General features: G+C 55.2%; 14 protein-coding genes, 4 tRNA genes and 1 rRNA gene. All 19 read right to left on the bottom strand.

What is annotated here, in order from left to right; all coding sequences use genetic code 11:
* Positions 1 to 12: 12 nt before the first annotated feature.
* The 19 genes from fusA to rrf all read right to left on the bottom strand — a co-directional run bounded on the left by fusA (position 13) and on the right by rrf (position 18,447).
* Positions 13 to 2,118, bottom strand: a complete 2,106-nt coding sequence (gene fusA / locus ASE80_RS28760; protein ID WP_015886136.1) for an elongation factor G — start codon at positions 2,116 to 2,118, stop codon at positions 13 to 15.
* A gap of 30 nt (positions 2,119 to 2,148) precedes the next feature.
* Positions 2,149 to 2,619 carry a 30S ribosomal protein S7 gene (gene rpsG, locus ASE80_RS28755; RefSeq protein ID WP_002555493.1) on the bottom strand — a complete coding sequence of 157 codons (471 nt, stop codon included), beginning with the start codon at positions 2,617 to 2,619 and terminating at the stop codon, positions 2,149 to 2,151.
* 118 nt (positions 2,620 to 2,737) lie between these two features.
* Complete coding sequence (gene rpsL / locus ASE80_RS28750; protein WP_002555494.1) at positions 2,738 to 3,109, bottom strand: 30S ribosomal protein S12; 372 nt, start codon at positions 3,107 to 3,109, stop codon at positions 2,738 to 2,740.
* 217 nt (positions 3,110 to 3,326) lie between these two features.
* Positions 3,327 to 7,526: a DNA-directed RNA polymerase subunit beta' gene (gene rpoC / locus ASE80_RS28745; RefSeq protein WP_017135962.1), complete on the bottom strand. Its 4,200-nt coding sequence runs from the start codon at positions 7,524 to 7,526 to the stop codon at positions 3,327 to 3,329.
* A 64-nt stretch (positions 7,527 to 7,590) separates the two neighbouring features.
* Complete coding sequence (gene rpoB, locus ASE80_RS28740; RefSeq protein ID WP_017135961.1) at positions 7,591 to 11,664, bottom strand: DNA-directed RNA polymerase subunit beta; 4,074 nt, start codon at positions 11,662 to 11,664, stop codon at positions 7,591 to 7,593.
* Positions 11,665 to 11,883: 219 nt separating this feature from the next.
* Entirely contained in the window at positions 11,884 to 12,249 is a 366-nt protein-coding gene (gene rplL / locus ASE80_RS28735) for a 50S ribosomal protein L7/L12 (protein WP_010566858.1), read from the bottom strand.
* Positions 12,250 to 12,327: 78 nt separating this feature from the next.
* On the bottom strand, positions 12,328 to 12,828 hold the full coding sequence (gene rplJ, locus ASE80_RS28730; protein WP_056861893.1) for a 50S ribosomal protein L10: 501 nt from the start codon (positions 12,826 to 12,828) through the stop codon (positions 12,328 to 12,330).
* 199 nt (positions 12,829 to 13,027) lie between these two features.
* The gene (gene rplA, locus ASE80_RS28725; protein WP_003232403.1) at positions 13,028 to 13,723 is read right to left on the bottom strand and encodes a 50S ribosomal protein L1; all 696 of its coding nucleotides are present in this window, start codon (positions 13,721 to 13,723) and stop codon (positions 13,028 to 13,030) included.
* Positions 13,723 to 14,154 carry a 50S ribosomal protein L11 gene (rplK, locus tag ASE80_RS28720; RefSeq protein ID WP_003176435.1) on the bottom strand — a complete coding sequence of 144 codons (432 nt, stop codon included), beginning with the start codon at positions 14,152 to 14,154 and terminating at the stop codon, positions 13,723 to 13,725. The genes rplA and rplK overlap by 1 nt, the downstream gene beginning before the upstream one ends.
* A gap of 117 nt (positions 14,155 to 14,271) precedes the next feature.
* The gene (gene nusG, locus ASE80_RS28715) at positions 14,272 to 14,805 is read right to left on the bottom strand and encodes a transcription termination/antitermination protein NusG (protein ID WP_003176436.1); all 534 of its coding nucleotides are present in this window, start codon (positions 14,803 to 14,805) and stop codon (positions 14,272 to 14,274) included.
* Between the two features lie 9 nt (positions 14,806 to 14,814).
* The gene (secE, locus tag ASE80_RS28710; protein WP_056861892.1) at positions 14,815 to 15,183 is read right to left on the bottom strand and encodes a preprotein translocase subunit SecE; all 369 of its coding nucleotides are present in this window, start codon (positions 15,181 to 15,183) and stop codon (positions 14,815 to 14,817) included.
* A gap of 45 nt (positions 15,184 to 15,228) precedes the next feature.
* Positions 15,229 to 15,304 (bottom strand) — tRNA-Trp (locus tag ASE80_RS28705).
* Positions 15,305 to 15,465: 161 nt separating this feature from the next.
* Positions 15,466 to 15,541 (bottom strand) — tRNA-Thr (locus tag ASE80_RS28700).
* A 26-nt stretch (positions 15,542 to 15,567) separates the two neighbouring features.
* Positions 15,568 to 15,641: transfer RNA gene (locus tag ASE80_RS28695), tRNA-Gly, on the bottom strand.
* 24 nt (positions 15,642 to 15,665) lie between these two features.
* Positions 15,666 to 15,750, bottom strand: a tRNA-Tyr gene (locus ASE80_RS28690).
* Between the two features lie 142 nt (positions 15,751 to 15,892).
* Entirely contained in the window at positions 15,893 to 16,339 is a 447-nt protein-coding gene (locus tag ASE80_RS28685) for a hypothetical protein (RefSeq protein ID WP_056861891.1), read from the bottom strand.
* 7 nt (positions 16,340 to 16,346) lie between these two features.
* Positions 16,347 to 17,096 carry a pantothenate kinase gene (locus tag ASE80_RS28680; RefSeq protein WP_056861890.1) on the bottom strand — a complete coding sequence of 250 codons (750 nt, stop codon included), beginning with the start codon at positions 17,094 to 17,096 and terminating at the stop codon, positions 16,347 to 16,349.
* Positions 17,086 to 18,045 carry a bifunctional biotin--[acetyl-CoA-carboxylase] ligase/biotin operon repressor BirA gene (birA, locus tag ASE80_RS28675; protein WP_056861889.1) on the bottom strand — a complete coding sequence of 320 codons (960 nt, stop codon included), beginning with the start codon at positions 18,043 to 18,045 and terminating at the stop codon, positions 17,086 to 17,088. Before birA ends, ASE80_RS28680 begins: the two co-directional genes overlap by 11 nt.
* Before the next feature lie 286 nt (positions 18,046 to 18,331).
* Positions 18,332 to 18,447 (bottom strand): 5S ribosomal RNA (rrf, locus tag ASE80_RS28670).
* Positions 18,448 to 18,524: the final 77 nt, after the last annotated feature.

Here is an 18,524-nt window from a genome sequence, read left to right as displayed (position 1 = left end):
TAAAGGACTGAATCAGCCTTGTTTTTTGGATACAGTTTCAGCGATGTGCGCCGGAGCTGTGTTGTATTTTTTGAATTCCATAGAGTAGCTTGCGCGACCCTGGGACATGGAGCGAACGTCGGTCGCATAACCGAACATCTCACCCAACGGAACCTCGGCGCGAATCACTTTGCCGGAAACCGTGTCTTCCATACCCAAGATCATGCCGCGACGACGGTTAAGGTCGCCCATGACATCACCCATATAGTCTTCAGGTGTAACAACTTCTACCGCCATGATTGGCTCAAGCAACTCACCACCGCCCTTCTGGGCCAGTTGCTTGGTTGCCATGGAAGCAGCCACCTTAAACGCCATCTCGTTGGAGTCGACGTCGTGGTAAGAACCGTCAAAAACGGTTGCTTTCAGGCCGATCAGCGGATAGCCGGCAACAACACCGTTCTTCATCTGCTCTTCGATACCCTTCTGGATAGCCGGGATGTATTCCTTAGGAACAACACCACCAACTACTTCGTTCACGAATTGCAGACCTTCCTGACCTTCGTCAGCAGGAGCAAAACGGATCCAGCAGTGACCGAACTGACCACGACCGCCGGACTGACGAACGAACTTGCCTTCGATTTCACAGTTCTTCGTGATGCGCTCACGATAGGAAACCTGAGGCTTACCGATGTTGGCTTCGACGTTGAACTCACGGCGCATCCGGTCAACCAGGATGTCCAGGTGCAGCTCGCCCATGCCGGAGATGATCGTTTGACCAGTCTCTTCATCAGTCTTGACGCGGAAAGATGGATCTTCCTGAGCAAGTTTGCCCAGAGCAATACCCATTTTTTCCTGGTCATCCTTGGTCTTAGGCTCTACGGCAACCGAAATAACCGGCTCCGGGAAGTCCATACGAACCAGGATGATTGGCTTGTCAGCGTTGCACAAGGTTTCACCAGTGGTGACGTCCTTCATGCCGATCAAGGCCGCGATGTCACCAGCGCGTACTTCCTTGATCTCTTCGCGGGCGTTTGCGTGCATTTGCACCATACGACCCACGCGCTCTTTCTTGCCTTTAACCGAGTTGATCACGCCGTCGCCGGAGTTCAACACGCCCGAGTAAACACGGACGAAGGTCAAGGTACCCACGAATGGGTCAGTGGCAATTTTAAATGCCAGAGCGGAGAACGGTTCTGCGTCGTCTGCATGACGCTCCAGCTCGATAGTCTCGTCATCCGGGTCAGTACCCTTGATGGCAGGAATATCCACTGGTGCCGGCAGGTAGTCGATCACAGCATCGAGAACCAGGGGAACGCCCTTGTTCTTGAACGAGGAACCGCAAACAGCCAAGACGATCTCACCAGCGATAGTACGCTGACGCAGAGCAGCCTTGATTTCCACGTTGGTGAGTTCTTCACCTTCGAGGTACTTGTTCATCAGCTCTTCGTTGGCTTCGGCCGCAGCTTCAACCATGTTGTTGCGCCATTCGTCAGCCAGTTCCTGCAGTTCAGCAGGGATAGGCTTGCGAACAGGAACCATACCTTTGTCAGCATCGTTCCAGTAAACAGCTTCCATGGTCAGCAGATCGATCTGGCCCTGGAAGTTGTCTTCGGAACCGATAGCCAACTGGATTGGCACCGGGGTGTGACCCAGACGCTGCTTGATCTGACCGATCACGCGCAGGAAGTTGGCACCAGCACGGTCCATCTTGTTGACGTAAACAAGACGTGGAACACCGTATTTGTTGGCTTGACGCCATACGGTTTCCGACTGAGGCTCAACACCCGAGGTACCGCAGAACACAACGACAGCGCCGTCGAGTACGCGCAGGGAACGTTCAACTTCAATGGTGAAGTCTACGTGGCCCGGGGTATCGATTACGTTGAAGCGGTGCTCATCTTTGTACTGCTTCTCGGAACCTTTCCAGAAGGCGGTAATAGCAGCAGAAGTAATGGTAATACCACGCTCCTGCTCCTGAACCATCCAGTCTGTGGTCGCGGCGCCGTCATGCACCTCGCCCATCTTGTGACTTTTGCCGGTGTAAAACAGTACGCGCTCGGTGGTGGTGGTTTTACCAGCATCCACGTGAGCAACGATACCGATGTTACGGTAGCGGCTAATCGGAGTAGTACGAGCCATAAAGCCCTCGCAAAATTAGTGAAGCTAAGATTAGAAGCGGTAGTGCGAGAAAGCTTTGTTAGCTTCAGCCATACGGTGCACGTCTTCACGCTTCTTAACAGCAGCACCTTTACCTTCAGCAGCGTCCAACAGCTCGCCGGCCAAACGCAGAGCCATAGACTTCTCGCCGCGCTTACGGGCGAAATCTACCAACCAGCGCATTGCCAGAGCGTTACGACGGGACGGACGAACTTCGACCGGAACCTGGTAAGTAGCACCGCCTACACGGCGCGACTTCACTTCGACCAGCGGAGCGATGGCGTCGAGAGCTTTCTCGAAGATTTCCAGGGGGTCGCTGTTCTTGCGTTCTTTAACCTTTTCCAGCGCGCCATAAACGATACGCTCGGCAACGGCTTTCTTGCCGCTTTCCATCACGTGGTTCATGAACTTGGCCAGAATTTGGCTTCCGTATTTTGGATCGTCAAGCACTTCGCGCTTGGCTGCTACGCGTCTTCTTGGCATGGATAAGCCCTCAAACGGTCTTCAGGTTCGTTCGGAATCGGTGCCCTTTCGGGACGCCTCCGACCTTACTCTTATCGACTCAGAAAATAAGATGATTCAGTTTTACAAAAAGCCGCTACTACTTAGGCTTCTTGGTACCGTACTTCGAACGACCCTGGTTACGACCTTTAACGCCGGAAGTATCCAAGGAGCCGCGTACGGTGTGGTAACGAACACCTGGCAAGTCTTTTACACGACCGCCGCGGATCAGTACCACGCTGTGCTCTTGCAGGTTGTGGCCTTCACCGCCGATGTACGAGGAAACCTCGAAACCGTTGGTCAGACGCACACGGCATACTTTACGCAGTGCCGAGTTAGGTTTTTTCGGCGTGGTGGTATACACACGAGTGCATACGCCACGACGTTGCGGGCAGTTCTGCAGCGCAGGTACGTCGGATTTCTCGACGATACGCTTACGCGGCTGACGTACCAGCTGGTTGATAGTTGCCATCTACTAGCTCCACTGTTGTCTTGCGACGCTATTGTCTTGCAAGAAAAGCAAAATGGCAGGAACGAATTCCCGCCAAATTTAGGGGTACAAGAGTCTAAAGAGGATCTTGCCCCCAGTCAAGGCAAGGCCCCGACCTCCCCTCTCATCGAACCGGGACAAAAATGCCTCGATCCGACGAATGGGGGCTGCCAGGGCCCAGACTCATTTATCGCAGAACTCAGTTACCGCTTGAGTTCAGCGCTTCGGTCAGTGCAGCTTCCACTTCACTGGCGCTTACGCGCAGCGGCTTGTCAGCATCACGGCGGCGCTTGCGCTCGCTGTGGTAAGCCAAACCGGTACCTGCCGGGATCAGACGACCCACGACTACGTTTTCTTTCAGGCCGCGCAGGTAATCGCGCTTGCCGGTTACCGCTGCTTCGGTCAGTACGCGAGTGGTCTCCTGGAAGGAGGCCGCCGAGATGAACGACTCAGTGGACAGCGACGCCTTGGTGATACCCAGCAACACACGAGTGAACTTGGAGACAAATTTGTCTTCCGCGCCCAGACGTTCGTTTTCTACCAGTACGTGAGTCAGTTCCATCTGGTCGCCCTTGATGAAACTGGAATCGCCGGATTCAGCGATTTCAACTTTACGCAGCATCTGACGCAGGATGGTCTCGATGTGCTTATCGTTGATCTTCACGCCTTGCAGACGGTAAACGTCCTGGATCTCGTTAACGATGTACTTGGCCAGCGCACTCACACCCAGCAGACGCAGGATGTCGTGTGGATCGCTCGGGCCGTCGGAGATAACTTCGCCGCGGTTTACCTGTTCGCCTTCGAAGACGTTCAGGTGACGCCACTTCGGAATCAGCTCTTCGTACGGATCAGTACCATCGTTCGGGGTAATAACCAGACGGCGCTTGCCTTTGGTCTCTTTACCGAACGCGATGGTGCCGCTGACTTCAGCCAGAATCGACGCTTCTTTCGGACGACGAGCTTCGAACAAGTCGGCAACACGCGGCAGACCACCGGTGATGTCGCGGGTCTTCGAAGTTTCTTGCGGGATACGCGCGATAACATCACCGATCGCGATCTTCGCACCATCCGCTACACCGACCAGGGCGTTGGCTGGCAGGAAGTACTGAGCGATTACGTCAGTGCCTGGCAGCAACAAGTCTTTGCCGTTGTCGTCGACCATCTTAACGGCAGGACGGATGTCTTTACCGGCAGCTGGACGATCTTTCGCGTCGAGTACTTCAATGTTGGTCATACCGGTCAATTCGTCAGTCTGACGCTTGATCGTGATGCCTTCTTCCATGCCCACGTAGGTCACGGTACCTTTCATTTCGGTAACGATTGGGTGAGTGTGCGGATCCCACTTGGCCACGATTGCGCCAGCGTCGACCTTGTCACCTTCTTTAACCGAGATCACAGCACCGTACGGCAGCTTGTAACGCTCACGCTCACGACCGTAGTCATCAGCGATTGCCAGCTCACCGGAACGGGACACAGCAACCAGGCAACCATCCACTCGCTCAACGTGTTTCAGGTTGTGCAGACGGACGGTACCGCCGTTCTTGACCTGAACGCTGTCGGCTGCGGAGGTCCGGCTTGCCGCACCACCGATGTGGAACGTACGCATGGTCAGCTGGGTACCCGGCTCACCGATGGACTGGGCAGCGATTACGCCGACCGCTTCACCGATGTTCACCTGGTGACCACGAGCCAAGTCACGGCCGTAGCACTTGGCACAAATGCCGTAGCGGGTTTCGCAGCTGATCGGCGAGCGAACAATCACTTCGTCGATGCTGTTGAGTTCGATGAACTCGACCCACTTTTCATCTACCAGGGTGCCGGCAGGAACGATAACTTCCTCGGTACCTGGCTTGAATACGTCACGGGCGATTACTCGACCCAGTACGCGCTCACCCAACGGCTCTACAACGTCGCCGCCTTCGATGTGCGGAGTCATCAGCAGACCGTGTTCGGTGCCGCAGTCGACTTCAGTCACAACCAAGTCTTGTGCAACGTCTACCAGACGACGAGTCAGGTAACCGGAGTTAGCCGTTTTCAACGCGGTATCCGCAAGACCCTTACGAGCACCGTGAGTGGAGATGAAGTACTGAAGTACGCTCAAACCTTCACGGAAGTTCGCAGTAATCGGCGTTTCGATGATGGAACCGTCCGGCTTGGCCATCAGGCCACGCATACCGGCGAGCTGACGGATCTGCGCAGCAGAACCCCGTGCGCCCGAGTCGGCCATCATGTACATCGAGTTGAACGACTCTTGATCGACTTCTACGCCATGACGGTCGATAACCTTCTCTTTCGAGAGGTTCGCCATCATCGCCTTCGACACTTCGTCGTTGGCCTTGGACCAAAGGTCGATCACTTTGTTGTACTTCTCGCCCTGGGTTACCAGGCCGGAGGCGTACTGGCTTTCGATTTCTTTCACTTCATCAGTTGCAGCATTGATGATCTGGGCTTTTTCATCCGGGATAACGAAGTCGTTAACACCGATGGAAACGCCGGAAATGGTCGAATAAGCAAAGCCGGTGTACATCAATTGGTCAGCGAAGATCACGGTCTCTTTCAAACCAACCACGCGGTAGCACTGGTTGATCAGCTTGGAGATCGCTTTTTTCTTCATCGGCAAGTTGACGACGTCGTACGACAGGCCTTTTGGCACAACTTGATACAGCAGCGCACGGCCGACAGTGGTGTCGACAATACGGGTGCCGCTCACGCTGCCGCCATCACGGTCGTTGACGGTTTCGTTGATCCGCACTTTGACCTTAGCGTGCAGTGCGGCTTCGCCGGCACGGAACACACGGTCAACTTCTTGCAGGTCAGCGAACACACGACCTTCGCCTTTGGCGTTGATCGCCTCACGAGTCATGTAGTACAGGCCCAATACAACGTCCTGCGACGGAACGATGATTGGCTCACCGTTGGCTGGCGACAGAATGTTGTTGGTCGACATCATCAACGCACGCGCTTCCAACTGGGCTTCCAGTGTCAGCGGTACGTGCACGGCCATTTGGTCGCCGTCGAAGTCGGCGTTGTACGCAGCACAGACCAGAGGGTGCAGCTGGATAGCCTTACCTTCGATCAGTACCGGTTCAAACGCCTGGATACCCAGACGGTGAAGGGTCGGTGCACGGTTGAGGAGAACCGGGTGTTCGCGAATCACTTCAGCGAGAACGTCCCAAACCTCTGGCAGTTCGCGCTCGACCATTTTCTTGGCCGCTTTGATGGTGGTCGCGAGACCGCGCATTTCCAGCTTGCCGAAGATGAATGGCTTGAACAGCTCAAGTGCCATCTTCTTGGGCAGACCGCACTGGTGCAGACGCAGGGTCGGGCCTACGGTAATTACCGAACGACCGGAGTAGTCAACACGCTTACCGAGCAAGTTCTGACGGAAACGACCTTGCTTACCCTTGATCATGTCAGCCAAGGATTTCAGAGGACGCTTGTTGGAACCGGTGATAGCGCGGCCACGACGGCCGTTGTCGAGCAAGGCATCGACAGCTTCTTGCAACATACGCTTTTCGTTGCGCACGATGATGTCCGGAGCGGACAGATCAAGCAGGCGCTTCAAGCGGTTGTTACGGTTGATCACGCGGCGGTACAGGTCGTTGAGGTCGGACGTCGCGAAACGACCACCGTCCAACGGTACCAGCGGACGCAGGTCTGGCGGCAGAACCGGCAGAACGGTCAGCACCATCCACTCTGGCAAGTTGCCGGAACCCTGGAAGGCTTCCATCAACTTCAGACGCTTGGACAGCTTCTTGATCTTGGTTTCCGAGTTGGTTTGCGGAATTTCTTCGCGCAGACGGCCAATCTCGTGCTCCAGGTCGATAGCGTGCAGCAGCTCGCGGACAGCTTCGGCACCCATACGGGCATCAAAGTCGTCGCCGAACTCTTCCAGCGCTTCGAAGTACTGCTCGTCGTTCAGCAGCTGACCTTTTTCAAGGGTGGTCATGCCTGGATCGATAACGACATAGCTCTCGAAGTAGAGAACGCGTTCGATATCACGCAGGGTCATGTCCATCAGCAAGCCGATACGGGACGGCAGCGATTTCAGGAACCAGATGTGGGCAACCGGCGAAGCCAGTTCGATGTGCGCCATGCGCTCACGACGAACTTTAGCCAGCGCAACTTCTACGCCGCACTTCTCGCAGATCACACCACGGTGCTTCAAGCGCTTGTACTTACCGCACAGGCACTCGTAATCCTTTACCGGGCCAAAGATCTTGGCGCAGAACAGGCCGTCACGTTCTGGTTTGAACGTACGGTAGTTAATGGTTTCCGGCTTTTTAACTTCACCGAACGACCACGAACGGATCATCTCAGGCGATGCCAACCCAATACGGATGGCGTCGAACTCTTCGACTTGACCCTGGTTTTTCAGCAAATTCAGTAGGTCTTTCAAGGCCTTTCCTCCTGGCGGAGCAGAGAGCGGGCCAAACGGCCCCGCTCTCGATTCGCGTCACGTGTTATTCGGTTTCCAGATCGATATCGATGCCGAGGGAACGAATTTCTTTGATCAACACGTTGAAAGACTCGGGCATGCCCGGCTCCATACGGTGATCGCCGTCCACGATGTTTTTGTACATCTTGGTCCGACCGTTCACATCGTCCGACTTCACTGTGAGCATTTCTTGCAGAGTGTATGCAGCACCGTATGCTTCCAGTGCCCAGACCTCCATCTCCCCGAAACGCTGACCACCGAACTGAGCCTTACCACCCAGCGGCTGCTGGGTAACCAGGCTGTACGAACCGGTAGAACGAGCGTGCATCTTGTCGTCTACCAAGTGGTTCAGCTTCAGCATGTACATGTAGCCAACAGTAACCGGGCGCTCAAACTTGTTGCCGGTACGGCCGTCGAACAGCTGCATCTGGCCGCTTTCCGGCAGGTCTGCCAGTTTCAGCATGGCCTTGATTTCGCTTTCCTTGGCACCGTCGAATACCGGGGTAGCCATTGGAACGCCGCCGCGCAGGTTCTTCGCCAGATCCAGGATTTCCTGGTCGGAGAAGGTGTCCAGCTCTTCGTTGCGACCGCCGATCTCGTTGTAGATCTCGTGCAGGAACTTGCGCAGGTCAGCAACCTTGCGCTGCTCTTCGATCATACGGTTGATCTTCTCGCCCAGACCTTTGGCCGCGAGGCCCAGGTGGGTTTCGAGGATCTGACCAACGTTCATACGCGAAGGTACGCCCAACGGGTTGAGGACGACGTCGACCGGGGTGCCATTGGCATCGTGCGGCATGTCTTCAACCGGCATGATCACGGAGACCACACCTTTGTTACCGTGACGACCGGCCATCTTGTCGCCCGGCTGGATGCGGCGACGGATTGCCAGGTAAACCTTGACGATTTTCAGCACGCCTGGAGCCAGGTCATCGCCCTGCTGCAGTTTGCGCTTCTTGTCTTCGAACTTGTCGTCCAGCAGACGGCGGCGATCAACGATATAGGCCTGAGCCTTCTCGAGCTGCTCGTTCAGAGCATCTTCAGCCATGCGCAGTTTGAACCACTGGCCGTGCTCAAGACCGTCGAGTACTTCGTCGGTGATGTCCTGACCTTTCTTCAGACCTGCGCCGCCTTCAGCCTTGTGGCCTACCAGAGCGGAACGCAGACGTTCGAAGGTCGCGCCTTCAACGATACGGAACTCTTCGTTCAGGTCCTTGCGGATCTCGTCGAGTTGAGTCTTCTCGATGGACAGCGCACGAGCATCACGCTCAACGCCGTCACGGGTGAAGACCTGTACGTCGATGACAGTACCCTTGGTACCGGTAGGTACACGCAGGGAGGTGTCTTTAACGTCGCTGGCTTTTTCACCGAAGATGGCACGCAGCAGCTTCTCTTCCGGAGTCAGTTGGGTCTCGCCTTTCGGAGTGACCTTACCTACCAGGATGTCGCCTGCGCCAACTTCAGCACCTACGTAAACGATACCGGCTTCGTCCAGCTTGTTCAGCGCAGCTTCACCCACGTTCGGGATGTCTGCAGTGATTTCCTCTGGCCCAAGCTTGGTATCACGTGCCACACAGGTCAGTTCCTGAATGTGGATCGTGGTGAAACGGTCTTCTTGAACAACACGCTCGGACAGGCAGATGGAGTCTTCGAAGTTGAAGCCGTTCCATGCCATGAACGCGATGCGCATGTTCTGACCCAGTGCCAGTTCACCCATGTCGGTGGACGGGCCGTCGGCCATGATGTCGCTACGCTGAACGCGATCACCCTTGCTCACCAGCGGACGCTGGTTGATGCAGGTGTTCTGGTTCGAGCGGGTGTATTTGGTCAGGTTGTAGATGTCGACACCAGCTTCGCCAGTTTCAACTTCATCATCGGCAACACGAACCACGATACGGCTGGCATCAACGGAGTCGATCACGCCGCCACGACGAGCCACGACGCAAACGCCGGAGTCACGGGCTACGTTACGCTCCATGCCGGTACCTACCAGCGGCTTGTCAGCACGCAGGGTTGGTACAGCTTGACGCTGCATGTTGGAACCCATCAACGCACGGTTGGCGTCATCGTGTTCCAGGAACGGGATCAGCGACGCTGCAACCGAAACTACCTGCTTCGGCGAAACGTCCATCAAGGTGACGTCTTCCGGCGCCTTGACGGTGAACTCGTTCAAGTGACGAACAGCTACCAGCTCGTCGATCAGGACTTTCTTGTCGTTCATCGTGGCCGAAGCCTGAGCGATCACGTGATCAGCTTCTTCGATGGCGGACAGGAATACGATCTCGTCGGTGACCAGAGCGTCTTTCACCACGCGGTACGGGCTCTCGAGGAAGCCGTACTGGTTGGTGCGCGCATAAGCGGCCAGGGAGTTGATCAGACCGATGTTCGGACCTTCCGGCGTTTCGATCGGGCAAACACGACCGTAGTGCGTCGGGTGTACGTCACGAACTTCAAAGCCTGCACGCTCACGGGTCAGACCGCCCGGGCCCAGTGCGGAAACACGGCGCTTGTGGGTGATCTCGGAGAGCGGGTTGTTCTGGTCCATGAACTGGGAAAGCTGGCTGGAACCGAAGAACTCTTTCACCGCCGCAGCCACTGGCTTGGCGTTGATCAGGTCTTGCGGCATCAGGCCTTCGCTTTCAGCCATCGACAGACGCTCTTTGACCGCACGCTCAACACGCACAAGGCCAACGCGGAACTGGTTTTCGGCCATTTCGCCTACGCAGCGAACACGACGGTTACCCAGGTGGTCGATGTCATCGACGATGCCTTTACCGTTACGGATGTCGACCAGAGTCTTCAGTACCGCGACGATGTCTTCCTTGCACAGCACGCCCGAACCTTCGATCTCGGTACGACCGATACGACGGTTGAACTTCATCCGGCCGACCGCAGACAGGTCATAACGCTCAGGGCTGAAGAACAGGTTGTTGAACAGGGTCTCGGCAGCGTCTTTGGTTGGTGGCTCACCAGGACGCATCATGCGATAGATCTCGACCAGCGCTTCCAATTGGTTGCTGGTGGAGTCGATCTTCAGCGTGTCGGAGATGAACGGACCGCAGTCGATGTCGTTGGTGTACAGGGTCTCGATGCGAACAACCTGGGCCTTGGCGATTTTTGCCAGGATTTCGGTGTTCAGCTCGGTGTTGCACTCAGCCAGGATTTCGCCTGTAGCCGGGTGAACGATAACCTTGGCGGTGGTGCGACCCAGGACGTAGTCCAGAGGCACTTCCAGCGACTTGATGCCGGCTTTTTCGATCTGGTTGATGTGGCGCGCAGTAATACGACGACCCGCTTCAACGATCACTTTGCCGTTTTCGTCCTGAATGTCCAGAACGGCAATTTCACCACGCAGACGCGAAGCAATCAGCTCCAGGCTGAGGGTTTCATCCTTCAGGCTGAACACGTTGGTGGTGTAGAAAGCGTCCAGCACCTGCTCAGTGGTGTAACCGAGCGCGCGCAGCAGTACCGAGGCCGGCAGCTTGCGACGACGGTCGATACGCACGAACACGCAGTCTTTCGGGTCGAACTCGAAGTCCAACCACGAACCGCGGTACGGAATGATCCGCGCGGAGTACAGGAGTTTACCGGAGCTGTGCGTCTTGCCGCGGTCGTGGTCGAAGAACACGCCCGGGGAACGGTGCAGCTGGGAAACAATAACACGCTCGGTACCGTTGATTACGAAGGTACCGTTTTCAGTCATCAGTGGGATTTCGCCCATGTAGACTTCTTGCTCTTTGATGTCCTTGATCGCTTTGTTCGACGATTCTTTGTCGAAAATGATCAGGCGGACTTTTACCCGCAAAGGTACGGCGTACGTAACACCGCGCAACACGCATTCTTTGACATCAAATGCCGGTTCGCCCAGGCGATAACCCACGTACTCCAGCGCAGCATTGCCGGAGTAGCTGATGATCGGGAAAACGGATTTGAAGGCCGCATGCAGGCCCACGTCGCGGAACTGATCTTTGGTCGCTCCCGCCTGCAAGAATTCACGATACGAATCCAGCTGGATAGCCAGAAGGTACGGGACATCCATGACGTCCGGCAACTTGCTAAAGTCCTTGCGGATACGTTTTTTCTCAGTATATGAGTAAGCCATCAGCGTTCCCCAGCTTGGTCACCTGCTTGTTTGGCCCCTCCGACGGGAGCAGCCAGAAAATCTTGCAAACCCCATGGTTTGCACCACCGCATCGGGTGGTTACAGCGCGTAATTGGCGGCGACCGAGTCGACAGCCAAGAACGGAAAAAGGCCGGTGGCAAGAGCCACCAGCCATCAGCCTTCAGCTTAACGCTTGGGCTGGAGACGCAAGGTCGATGCTTACTTCAGCTCGACTTTAGCGCCTGCTTCTTCCAGCACTGCTTTAGCTTTGTCAGCGGCGTCTTTCGACACTGCTTCCAGAACCTGGGCAGGAGCGCCGTCAACTACAGCCTTGGCTTCTTTCAGGCCCAGACCGGTCAGTTCACGAACTGCCTTGATCACGTTTACTTTCTTCTCGCCAGCTTCCAGCAGCATGACGTTGAATTCGGTTTGCTCTTCAGCAGCAACAGCAGCAACAGCTGGGCCAGCGGAAGCAGCGGCAGCAGAAACGCCGAATTTTTCTTCGAAAGCTTTGATCAGCTCAACAACCTGCAGAACCGACATTTCAGCTACGGCGTTGAGGATATCTTCTTGGGAGATAGACATTACTGTATTTCCTGAATTGGGGGACGGCCTACGCGGCCATCGAAATAAACAAAAATACGCGAAAGGAGGTGCTCAGCCTTAGGCTGCGGCAGCTTCTTTTTGCTCGCGAACTGCGGCCAGAGTACGAGCCAACTTGCTGGTAGCGCCTTGAATCACGCTCATCAGCTGAGAAATAGCTTCGTTACGGGTCGGCAGTGTTGCCAGTACGTCGATTTGGTTAGCTGCGAGGAACTTGCCCTCGAACGCAGCTGCCTTGATCTCGAACTTATCCTGACTCTTGGCGAATTCCTTGAACAAACGGGCAGCAGCACCCGGGTGATCCTTGGAGAACGCGATCAGAGTCGGGCCGGTGAACACGTCGTTGAGGACACTGTATTCAGTGTCAGCAACAGCGCGCTTGAGCAGGGTGTTACGTACAACACGTACGTATACGCCAGCTTCACGAGCCTCTTTACGGAGTCCGGTCATAGCGCTTACTGTCACACCACGGGCATCAGCCACGACAGCGGACAGAGCAGCTTTGGCAGCCTCGTTGACTTCAGCGACGATGGCCTTCTTGTCTTCGAGATTAATTGCCACGGGTTTAACTCCTGCTTGTTACCGTTTCATCTGGCCGAAGCCGGATGTCGTTTTGGTGTCTGATTCGGTAAGGAACCGGGAGCACCATCTGCGTAGGCTTGAGGTTTAAGGCTTGCGCCGCCTACGGTCTTGGATAGCCCCCGCCAGGCAGGGACCCCAATTTTTTCAATTGACGCGATCTCTCGCGCCAATGTGTTTCTTATACGTCCAGCGAGCCTTGGTCGATGACCAGACCTGGGCCCATAGTGGTGCTCAGGGTAACGCGCTTGACGTAGATACCTTTCGAAGAAGCTGGCTTGATACGCTTCAGATCAGCGATCAGGGCTTCAACGTTTTCCTTCAGCTTGACGGCATCAAAGCCGACTTTGCCAACGGAGGTGTGGATGATGCCGTTTTTGTCGGTGCGATAACGAACCTGACCAGCCTTGGCGTTTTTAACCGCGGTAGCTACGTCTGGGGTTACGGTGCCGACTTTAGGGTTAGGCATCAGACCACGTGGACCGAGGATCTGACCCAACTGACCTACAACGCGCATTGCATCCGGGGAAGCAATTACTACGTCGTAGTTCAGGTCGCCGCCTTTCATTTCGGCAGCCAGGTCGTCCATGCCAACGCGATCAGCGCCGGCGGCCAGAGCAGCTTCAGCTGCCGGGCCTTGGGTGAAGACAGCAACACGTACAGTCTTGCCAGTACCGTGTGGCAGCACAGTAGCGCTACGAACGACCTGGTCGGATTTACGTGGGTCAACGCCCAGGTTTACAGCAACGTCAACGGACTCGCTGAACTTGACAGTCGACAGCTCGGTCAGCAGGGCAGCGGCGTCTACAAAGTTGTAGGCCTTGCCTGCTTCGATTTTGCCGGCGATAGCCTTTTGGCGCTTGGTCAGCTTAGCCATTACACACCCTCCACGTTAAGGCCCATGCTACGAGCAGAACCGGCGATGGTACGCACGGCTGCATCCATATCAGCTGCAGTCAGATCCGCGTTTTTGGTTTTCGCGATTTCTTCCAGCTGAGCACGAGTTACGGTGCCAACCTTAACGGTGTTAGGACGAGCGGAACCGCTAGTCAGACCGGCAGCTTTCTTCAGCAGAACCGAAGCCGGGGTCGACTTGGTTTCAAAAGTGAAGCTACGGTCGCTGTATACAGTGATGATCACTGGAGTCGGCAGACCTGGCTCAAGACCCTGAGTACGGGCGTTGAAGGCCTTGCAGAATTCCATGATATTCACGCCGTGCTGACCCAGAGCCGGGCCGACAGGTGGACTTGGGTTGGCCTGAGCGGCCTTCACTTGCAGCTTGATGTAAGCGGTAATCTTCTTGGCCATGAGGCACTCCAATTACGGGTTCAAACGCCTCGAAAGGCTCCCCGGTTACTTGCGCGTTTATCCCAGTGACGACAAAACCCCACAGCCTAAGGCTGCGGGGTTGGGATGCTTGCTCAGCTAGACCTTCTCGACCTGGCTGAACTCCAACTCTACCGGAGTAGAGCGACCGAAAATGAGCACTGCGACCTGGATCCGGCTCTTTTCGTAGTTAACTTCTTCGACGGTGCCGTTGAAATCAGCAAACGGACCATCTGTGACACGAACAACCTCACCCGGCTCGAACAACGTCTTCGGCTTAGGCTTGTCGCTACCGTCAGCAACGCGACGCAGAATTGCTTCTGCCTCTTTGTCGGTGATCGGAGCAGGCTTATCAGCAGTACCGCCGATGAAACCCATGACACGAGGAGTGTCCTTGACCAAGTGCCAAGTACCTTCATTCATGTCCATCTGAACCAGCACGTAGCCAGGGAAGAACTTGCGTTCGCTTTTGCGCTTCTGCCCATTCCGCATTTCAACCACTTCTTCAGTGGGAACCAGAATTTCGCCGAAGCCATCTTCCATGCCTGCGAGCTTTACGCGCTCTAGCAAAGAGCGCATAACATGCTTCTCGTAACCCGAGTAAGCATGCACAACGTACCAACGCTTAGCCACGGGACACCCTTAGCCAACAATCAAGGAAACAAGCCAGCCGAGCAGGGAATCAAGCCCCCACAACAGCAACGCCATAACCAGAACAACAGCCACAACAATCAACGTGGTCTGCGTGGTTTCTTGGCGAGTCGGCCAAACGACTTTACGAATTTCGGTGCGAGCTTCCTTTACCAGGACCGCGAAAGACTTGCCTTTGGAAGTCTGCAGGCCTACAAAGGCAGCTACAGCAGCAAGAGCGAGCAAAGCGAGTACGCGGTACAGGATCGGCGAAGCAGAGTAGCACTGATTGCCAACAACGCCTACGACCACCAATGCGACTACCACGAGCCACTTGACGAGATCGAAACGAGAGCTTTGAGCTTCAGCCTTAGGAGTCATCTATGAAGATCCTGTGAAAAGAAAGCCAGACACACCACGTGAATCTGGCAGGTCAGGAGGGAATCGAACCCCCAACCTACGGTTTTGGAGACCGTCGCTCTGCCAATTGAGCTACTGACCTAAAACAAAATCAGGCCGACCATTATGCAGGCCTGAAAAAGACTTTACAACAACCAACCCCACTAGACCTGAAATCACTTAGCCATAAAGCCAAATGCGACACCAACAAGCCGAGGCAGCTGTTAAAACAAAGGCAGATATTTTCATATCTGCCTTGTTATATGGAGCTCTTGAGCGGATTTGAACCGCTGACCTCACCCTTACCAAGGGTGTGCTCTACCAACTGAGCTACAAGAGCAAAACACATCGCACAACCTGCAAACTTGGAGCGGGTAGCGGGAATCGAACCCGCATCATCAGCTTGGAAGGCTGAGGTTCTACCACTAAACTATACCCGCGGAGCTTGCAGCTCACGCTAAAAATGGTGGAGGGGGAAGGATTCGAACCTTCGAAGTCGTAGACGTCAGATTTACAGTCTGATCCCTTTGGCCGCTCGGGAACCCCTCCTAAGCGAGCCGGCATTCTACATCACGCCGGCCTTCTGTCAAGCATTTTCTCATTAAAAATATGAGGTTAGCTGCGTTGACCTTCACTTCACCTTGTAGACCGTAAAGGTCTTCACTGCGAAGCGGGCGCCATTCTATGCAAACTATTCGACAGTTGCAACGCCTTCGCACAACATTATTTTATGTTTTAACTCATTGAATTCCTTAGCAAGGTTTTCAAACGGCAGATCGTCAGCCAGCCTCCTGCTTTCAGGGGCCACACGCAGCCAATAACCGGAGGCATCAGGCGTATGGAGGAGAAGCACTTTGACCTTTATATCCAGGCTTATGAGGCGCTGCTCGACCGACTGAGCCTGACGCTGATCAGCAAAGCCACCAATGTATAGGCAGGTATTTTGTGCGTCAGGCGCTTTTACTCGATCGCGTCGAATCATGGGGTCAGAGGATTCACTCAATAGGCGAATATCCTGCTGAGAGCCCTTATAAAGGCTCAGAGGCGTTACATCTTTAGCGCGCAACGGGGCTTCCTGTTGATGCCAGATGTAATAGAAGGCATTGAGAACGAGCAAAAGCAAAAACAGCCAACGCATAAATACCTCAGGACAAAGGACACGCCATCGCCAGACCAACAAAAACCAGATCAGGAACAAAACGAGCGTGAGGCACGGCATCGGAGACCAGGTCAGCATCCCCGCCAGTCAGAAAAACCGTGAAGTCATCTCCCCAATAACTTCGAGCCAACTCAAGCTGGGTCAAAACAAACCCTCTGAGCATCAGCGTACAACCCCGCTCAACGGCTTCAACAGTCGTGCGACCTGGCGAGAGGCGCGCCAGGGCCTGCTCCGCCGCAATATCGTCGTAGCGGATCTTGCGCGTGTGCGTTCGCAACTGGCTGCGCATAAGGGGCATTCCCGGGCAAATGAAACCGCCAAGATGTTCACCATCGGCAGCAATAAAGTCCGCAGTGGCGGCGGTACCGAAATCAAGCACCAGGCAGGCACCTGGTGCCAGCTTGAAACCACCGAGCATTGCCAACCAACGATCTAGCCCAAGACGCTCGAACTCTTCGTAACCATTACGTACACCCGCCATTTCTCTCGCCGAAGCAGCACAAGACACAGCAACCCCAAATGCCCCCTGCAAAGCCTCAACCAGCTGCCCGGTCTCCTCAGCGGCCCGAACACTCACCAGGCGGCAACGCGTCAATGACAGTCCCGGGATTGCCTTCAGGCCCTCGATCAATTCAAGGTCCGAGCCGACAACACCCTCTGCGGACGCCCTGGCCGTAGGCGAATCGAGCACACGCCATTTGATAAAGCTATTCCCACAGTCGAGCTCAAGAATCATCACGCAACCTCAGGCTTAGCTCACCGCCGCTGTATATTTTCTCGGCACCCTCGACACTCAGCCGAAGCGCGCCCTGGTGATCAACACCCAGCACCACACCATCAATCTGGTTAACACCCGCGATAAGAGATACGGCCTTACCCTGCCACAAATGATTTCGCTCCCACTCTTCCTGGAGCGCAGCAAAGCCCGAAGCCTTGTGTCGCTCCAGGTGACTTTGCAGTTGCAGCCCAAGCCGTGCGACCAAGTGATTACGGTCGACAGGGGAACCTGTCTCCAGCTGCGCCGACGTCCACTGCTGATCGACCTCTGCGGCCTTCTGCATATTTACGTTGATCCCTACACCGAGCACAACGTGGCAAACATCAGCGGGATCCCCTACCAATTCCAGCAAGATGCCGGCAATTTTTTTCTGCCCAACCAGGACGTCGTTCGGCCATTTCAATGCAGCAGCCTGGACACCCAGCTCACGCAGCGCCTGCATGACCGCCAATCCCACGACAAGACTAAGCCCCTCCAACTGCCTTAACCCTCCGTCAATGCGCAATACGAGGCTGTAATACAGGTTTTGAGCGAACGGGCTGACCCACTTACGACCCCGCCTACCCCTTCCTGCCGTCTGCTGCTCCGCAAGCACCAGAAATGGCGCCGCGCAACCGGCGTCGACGAGGCGCAAGGCCTCCGCATTGGTGGAGTCTATGGAATCCGAGATGTAAACAGGCCACGTCAAAGCTGGAGCGTGCCCTTGAATTTCTTCAGCATTCAAGAACACCAATGGAGATGCCAGCTGATACCCCCTGCCACGAACTTTATGGATGGGCAGGTTCAATTCGGACTCCAGATGCTGGAGTTGCTTCCAAACAGCACTGCGGCTGACACCCAGGGCAGCACCCAGCGCCTCTCCGGAGTGGAATCGACCATCTTTGAGAAGTGTTAACAACGTCAGCATGCAAGCATCGCCTCACAATGAGGCACGCATGATAGCCATGCGCAAGGTCATTGCATAGAAAGGACGGGATTTAGCACGGGCGGTGGCACGAAAGCGTTCGCGGCCTCTCAGCCTGGGCGCGTTGTGATTAACACTAAACATGAGCAAGCTTTGCCCGCTTTTCGACCGCCCAAAACAAAACCCCTGATTGCGTTAGCAATCAGGGGTTTCGGAATTTAATCTTGACGATGACCTACTCTCACATGGGGAAACCCCACACTACCATCGGCGGGGTTTCGGAATTTAATCTTGACGATGACCTACTCTCACATGGGGAAACCCCACACTACCATCGGCGATGCATCGTTTCACTACTGAGTTCGGGATGGGATCAGGTGGTTCCAATGCTCTATGGTCGTCAAGAAATTCGGGTACTGAGTCGTAGCCAGTTGGCTTCGCTTCAGCAAATTGGGTATGTGACAGCTTTCGGTGTTTTGTGA

Source organism: Pseudomonas sp. Leaf15 (genome assembly GCF_001421425.1).
Classification (GTDB): Bacteria; Pseudomonadota; Gammaproteobacteria; order Pseudomonadales; family Pseudomonadaceae; genus Aquipseudomonas; species Aquipseudomonas salomonii.
This window is presented reverse-complemented; position numbering and strand designations above follow the sequence as displayed.

Excerpts from the sequence above, each read along its gene's own strand:
- birA (WP_056861889.1), bottom strand. The coding sequence starts at position 18,045 with ATGCTGACGTTGTTAACACTTCTCAAAGATGGTCGATTCCACTCCGGA.
- ASE80_RS28680 (WP_056861890.1), bottom strand. The coding sequence starts at position 17,096 with ATGATTCTTGAGCTCGACTGTGGGAATAGCTTTATCAAATGGCGTGTG.
- rpoB (WP_017135961.1), bottom strand. The coding sequence starts at position 11,664 with ATGGCTTACTCATATACTGAGAAAAAACGTATCCGCAAGGACTTTAGC.
- rplA (WP_003232403.1), bottom strand. The coding sequence starts at position 13,723 with ATGGCTAAGCTGACCAAGCGCCAAAAGGCTATCGCCGGCAAAATCGAA.
- rpsL (WP_002555494.1), bottom strand. The coding sequence starts at position 3,109 with ATGGCAACTATCAACCAGCTGGTACGTCAGCCGCGTAAGCGTATCGTC.
- secE (WP_056861892.1), bottom strand. The coding sequence starts at position 15,183 with ATGACTCCTAAGGCTGAAGCTCAAAGCTCTCGTTTCGATCTCGTCAAG.
- ASE80_RS28685 (WP_056861891.1), bottom strand. The coding sequence starts at position 16,339 with ATGCGTTGGCTGTTTTTGCTTTTGCTCGTTCTCAATGCCTTCTATTAC.
- rplL (WP_010566858.1), bottom strand. The coding sequence starts at position 12,249 with ATGTCTATCTCCCAAGAAGATATCCTCAACGCCGTAGCTGAAATGTCG.
- fusA (WP_015886136.1), bottom strand. The coding sequence starts at position 2,118 with ATGGCTCGTACTACTCCGATTAGCCGCTACCGTAACATCGGTATCGTT.
- rplK (WP_003176435.1), bottom strand. The coding sequence starts at position 14,154 with ATGGCCAAGAAGATTACCGCTTACATCAAGCTGCAAGTGAAGGCCGCT.
- rpsG (WP_002555493.1), bottom strand. The coding sequence starts at position 2,619 with ATGCCAAGAAGACGCGTAGCAGCCAAGCGCGAAGTGCTTGACGATCCA.